General features: G+C 53.1%; 5 protein-coding genes. All 5 read left to right on the top strand.

Features of this window, described 5'->3' with window-relative positions:
* The coding region (locus ACTF5Z_RS11215) for an aldo/keto reductase (RefSeq protein ID WP_438985709.1) at positions 1-831 on the top strand (831 nt) is incomplete at its 5' end.
* A 9-nt stretch (positions 832-840) separates the two neighbouring features.
* A complete protein-coding gene (locus ACTF5Z_RS11220) occupies positions 841-1,815 on the top strand; it encodes a TauD/TfdA family dioxygenase (RefSeq protein WP_438985710.1) in 975 nt (324 codons plus the stop codon).
* A 17-nt stretch (positions 1,816-1,832) separates the two neighbouring features.
* A complete protein-coding gene (gene glpK / locus ACTF5Z_RS11225; protein ID WP_438985711.1) occupies positions 1,833-3,311 on the top strand; it encodes a glycerol kinase GlpK in 1,479 nt (492 codons plus the stop codon).
* Positions 3,312-3,314: 3 nt separating this feature from the next.
* Positions 3,315-4,919, top strand: a complete 1,605-nt coding sequence (locus tag ACTF5Z_RS11230) for an FAD-dependent oxidoreductase (RefSeq protein ID WP_438985712.1) — start codon at positions 3,315-3,317, stop codon at positions 4,917-4,919.
* A gap of 60 nt (positions 4,920-4,979) precedes the next feature.
* A complete protein-coding gene (locus tag ACTF5Z_RS11235; protein ID WP_438985713.1) occupies positions 4,980-5,393 on the top strand; it encodes a hypothetical protein in 414 nt (137 codons plus the stop codon).
* Positions 5,394-5,426: the final 33 nt, after the last annotated feature.

Raw genomic sequence — 5,426 nt, forward strand, 5'->3', positions numbered from 1 at the left:
AACGAGATCGAAGTAGGCAAAGGAATCGCAAGAGCTATCTCAGAGGGCGTTTGTGAGCGATCGGAGCTTTGGATTACCTCGAAACTGTGGAACACCTTTCACCGCGCAGAGCACGTGGAACCAGCGTTTCAGAAAACACTGTCTGACCTGGGCCTAGACTATTTAGATTCGTACCTTATCCATTTTCCTATCGCACAACCGTTTGAACCCTTCGAGACACGGTATCCGCCCGAGTGGGTCTTCGATACCGAAGTTGACGAGCCGAAAATGCAGGTTGAACGGGTTCCACTATCTGAGACATGGGGGGCGATGGAGTCTTTGGTCGACTCGGGGCGTGTTCGTCACATTGGCGTTTGCAACTACAACAGCGGTTTGCTTCACGACCTGATGGCCTATGCACGGATCGCACCGTCAGAGCTTCAAGTCGAATTGCATCCCTACTTGACGCAAGAGCGTTTGTTGCGATTGGCATCGGATTACGGTCTCGCGGTCACTGCATTTTCGCCCCTTGGTGCCAGCTCTTATCTAGAGTTGGATATGGCTGACAGCGCAGAAGCCGTGATCGATCTACCCATTATTCGCGAAATTGCGGAGGCGCACGGGAAATCGCCGGCGCAAGTGGTTTTACGTTGGGGTATACAACGCGGTTGTTATTTGGTTACCAAGAGCACGCGCTCCGAACGCTTGCTTGAAAACCTGGATGTCTTTGATTTTGAACTCTCGGCAGAGCAAATGTCTGCAATAGCCGCTCTTAATCAAAATCGTCGTTTTAACGATCCCGGCAACTTTTGCGAAGCCGCTTTCGGCAAGTTCTACCCGATATATGACTAGGACGCACTCATGACTTACACCAGTACTTTGGCCGTTGATCTGCAGTTTCAACAAGAGCCTTTTCCAACCGTGATTGTCAATGATGGGTCAGTGACCACGCTCGCCGAGGCGGAGGCTTGGGTCGAATCAAACCTGGACCGTTTAAAGCGCGAGCTCGATTGCACGGGGGCGCTTTTATTTCGTGGTTTTCCCATAATGGATACGCAGGACTACGACGGATTTTTCAGCGCATTTGGTTATCGACAGTTCACCTACAAGGAATCGCTTTCTAATGCGGTTCGCATAAACCATACCGAGAAGGTGTTCACAGCGAACGAAGGGCCTCGTGACGTGGCGATTTACATTCATAATGAGATGGCGCAGACGCCTATTACGCCAAATGTCATCTCGCTTTTTTGCCAAAGCGCGGCTGAGCATGCTGGGGAAACGATGCTGTGTCGGTCCGATTGGATCTACCAGGGGCTGTTGGCTCTTGAACCCACCCTAACCGAAAAGTTAGAGCGGGTAGGCATAAAATACACGACACGAATGCCAGCCGATGACGCGCTCGACTCGGGTCAGGGGCGAAGCTGGCGAAGCACGCTCAGTGTTGAAACCAAAGCAGAAGCCGAAGCTCGTTTGACTGCGCTCGATTATACGTGGGTCTGGCACGAAGATGGTTCACTCTCTGCACAGACATCTGCGCTGAGCGCCATTAAGACACTCGATGACGGCCGCAAAGTGTTCTTTAATCAGATTATTGCCGCTTATATGGGTTGGCGGGGCGTGAAAGAAGATCCAAGCATCGCGCTGTGTTTTGGTGACAATACACCAATCCCCAGAGCACTTCTGGACAGTGCGGTTTCTGTCGCCGATGAACTGACTTATGATCTGGCCTGGCAAGACGGAGATGTTGCCGTCGTGAACAATCACTTGGTGAAGCATGGGCGCCGACCCTTCTCGGGTGATAGACCGCGTAAGGTGTTTGTCGCACTGGGGCTATAGTCAGCGAGAGGCACATCATGAGCGGTAGATCGGCGATTTTAGCAATCGATCAAGGTACGACGAGCAGTCGCGCCATGATTTTTGATAGCGACACCGAGATTGTCGCTTTAGCTCAACGCGAGTTTGCGCAGCATTACCCGAACGACGGTTGGGTCGAGCATGACCCAGAAGAAATCTGGCAAACGACGCTAGAAGTGTCTCGCGAGGTCGTTCAACAAAGACAAGACCTCTCGATTGCTGCTCTTGGTATTACCAATCAGCGCGAGACGACGGTCGTTTGGGATAGGCAGACCGGCGCCGCCATTTACCCGGCGATCGTGTGGCAAGATCGCCGTACTGCCGATGTTTGCGCTCGGTTGAGCGCGTCGGGTCGCGGGGAGATCGTGCATGACAAGACGGGTTTGCTGCTCGATCCCTATTTTTCGGCCACCAAAATTGCGTGGATTTTAGATCACGTTGACGGGGCTCGCGAGCGCGCAGAAAGAGGCGAATTGGCCTTCGGTACCATCGACAGTTTTTTGATATGGCGCTTAACCGATGGCAAGGTACACGCGACCGATGCAACGAATGCAAGTCGCACCTCTCTCTACAACATCCACACGGGCGAGTGGGATTCAGAGTTACTTGATATATTTAATGTGCCTGCGGCAGTGCTGCCTAGCGTTAAGAATTGCGACGACGACTACGGTACTACGGCCCCCGGGATATTACCGATTGAGCTACCGATCAGAGGCGTCGCCGGCGATCAACAGGCGGCGGCGATTGGGCAATGTTGTTTTTCTGCGGGTGATATCAAAAGTACGTATGGCACAGGTTGCTTTGTCCTGTTGAACACGGGGACTGAGGCGATCCGCTCGGACAATAAGCTCCTGACTACCGTTGCCTTTCAACTCGATGGACAGCGTAGTTACGCGCTTGAGGGCTCGATTTTCGTGGCCGGTGCGGCGGTACAGTGGTTGCGAGACGGACTGAAGCTGATTGACAGCGCACCTCAAAGCGAGGCGTTGGCTCAGAGCCTCGCCAGCAATGAAGGCGTCTATTTGGTGCCAGCCTTTACAGGACTGGGCGTACCGTATTGGCGACCCGATGTGCGTGGCGCCGTATTTGGGCTCACCAGAGCGACCACGCCTGCGCATTTTGCACGGGCAACCCTCGAGTCGATCGCTTATATGACACACGACTTATTCGCGGCAATGGCAAGAGACGGCATTGAACCCAAGTCTTTACGTGTAGACGGCGGCATGGTGGCCAATAACTGGTTGTGTCAGTTTTTGTCTGATGTGTTGGCCATAGAGGTCATCCGTCCGCGCGTGCTGGAGACCACCGCCCTAGGCGCTGCTTACCTTGCGGGCCGAAGCACCGGCGTTTTTGGTGATCGAGACAACTTTGCAGCCTTGTGGCACAGTCAGAGACAGTTTTTTCCTGCCATGGAAGAATTGGCTCGGTCTAAACTGCTGGAAGGGTGGCACAGCGCTGTTTCAAAGCTGGTGGATTGATCCATGGGATTACGACAGACTTTAATAGGCCAGCAGCAGGAACGCGTGTTCGATACGCTGATTGTCGGCGGTGGCATCAACGGCGCCGTATCGGCTGCATCGCTTTCAGTGAAAGGCGCACGTGTCGCACTCATCGACCGCGGCGATTTTGCGGGTGAAACGAGTTCCCACAGCTCAAACTTGGCTTGGGGGGGAATCAAATATCTTGAAAGCCACGAGTATGGCTTGGTCTGGAAGCTTTGCCGTTCTCGTAACGAGCTGATGGACAGCTACCCCTCGACGGTTGAAGAAATTCGGTTTGTGACCTCGATTCAACGTGGTTTTCGTTTTCCGGTATGGTTTATCTACCTGGGTGCTCTTGTGTATTGGGTATTCGGCCGCTTCAAAACGCGCGCACCCAAATACTTGTCTGCAAACGCGCTGAAACGCCGCGACCCCTCTATTGATATCCGCTCTGTTGCTGGTGGCGTCGAGTATTCCGATTGTTATCTGCACGACAACGACGCGCGTTTTGTGTGGAATTTTGTGCGCACCGCGATCGATTACGGGTGTGCCGCGACAAACTATGTCGGCATGCGCAGTGCTGAGTTTCGCGATGGTCTGTGGCACGTCGCGGTCAAAGATGCGGTTTCTGGTGCTGAGTATTGTATTCGCGCCAAGACCTTCGTGAATGCCGCTGGTCCATCCGTTGACGCTATTAACCGGGACATGGCAATAACAACGACGCATCGTCATTTGTTTTCAAAAGGTGTTCACCTTATCGTCGATCGCATTGGCTTGCCGGATGCAATCAAAGCGTTTTTTGCCTCAGATGGCCGCCTGTTTTTTGTGATACCGATGGGGCCCAAAACCTGTGTGGGTACAACCGATACGCAGGTTGAAGATCCCGCCACGGGCGTTACCGACGAGGATCGCCGGTTCATTTTAGACAACGTGAACGCTCTCTTAGATTTACCGCAGCCCTTGACCTCTGAGGACATCATTTCGGAACGCTGTGGCGTTCGGCCACTCGCTCTTGAGGGACGCGACGGTGTCGCCGACTGGGTTAAGTTATCCCGAAAACACGCGATTGACATCGATAACGAGGTACCGGCAATGAGTATTTTTGGCGGTAAACTCACCGACTGTATCAACGTGGGTGAAGAGGTTGCACAAGCGATCGCTAAAATGGGAATAGCTCTGCCAGACAGAGAGCGCTGTTGGTATGGTGAGCCGAGTGAATCTGTCAAGGCCGAATTTTTGAGCCAGGCAGCAAGACTAAATCTGGACGAGATGACACCAAGCTCGTCGACGGAATTACTGAGCAAACGCCTTTGGCGGCGCTACGGTATTCATGCCCTCGAGCTGCTTGAGATGATTCGGCAAGATCCTAGTAATGCCGAGTTGCTAATCGAAAACTCAGAGTACCTGCGCTGCGAAGTGACATTGGCTGCTCGTCTCGAAATGATCACGACGCTTGACGACTTTCTTCGTCGGCGCTCTAAAATTGCACTGGTGGTGCATCGGGATGACATTTTGGCGGCCCCCGGTTTGCGTAGCGCTTGCAAAATTTTATTTGGCGATCGAGCCGAGGAAGAGCTAACTCAATACCGCAGGCGCGATAGGTGAGAAGTTTTGAGAGGGCAGATCACCCGATAAACAGCTTACCGACGCTGGGTAGAACGCCAAGTGGCAGAGATACACGCGATCACTGTGGGGCGAGCAATGGGTATGTACGTCGATAATTTGGTGACCAAAGAGTACCTAGATGCAACGCTTGATGCGCGGTTTGCACAACAGAGCGTGATGATTGAAAAGCGGTTCGCGGAGCAGGATGCGAAATTCGAGAAGCGGTTCGCGGAGCAAGACGTGAAGTTTGATAAACGTTTCGCTGAGCAAGATGCGAAATTCGACAAGCGGTTCGCGGAGCAAGACGTGAAGTTTGATAAACGTTTCAATGCGCTCGAGGATCGGATCGCGCCTATCGAGTTAGCCGTCCAGTCCATACAAGTCACACAGCGGTTTCAAAGCGGGCTGTTGTTGATGTTAGTTGCGGGCCTGCTGGTGCCGCCCGTGCTGAATCTCGTTACGAAGCTTACGTAGCGTAAAAGTGCTCGCAGATCGGGGCCGTGCAAG

Origin of the sequence: Aequoribacter sp. (assembly GCF_965659035.1) — a bacterium.
In the GTDB taxonomy this organism is placed as follows: Bacteria; Pseudomonadota; Gammaproteobacteria; order Pseudomonadales; family Halieaceae; genus Aequoribacter.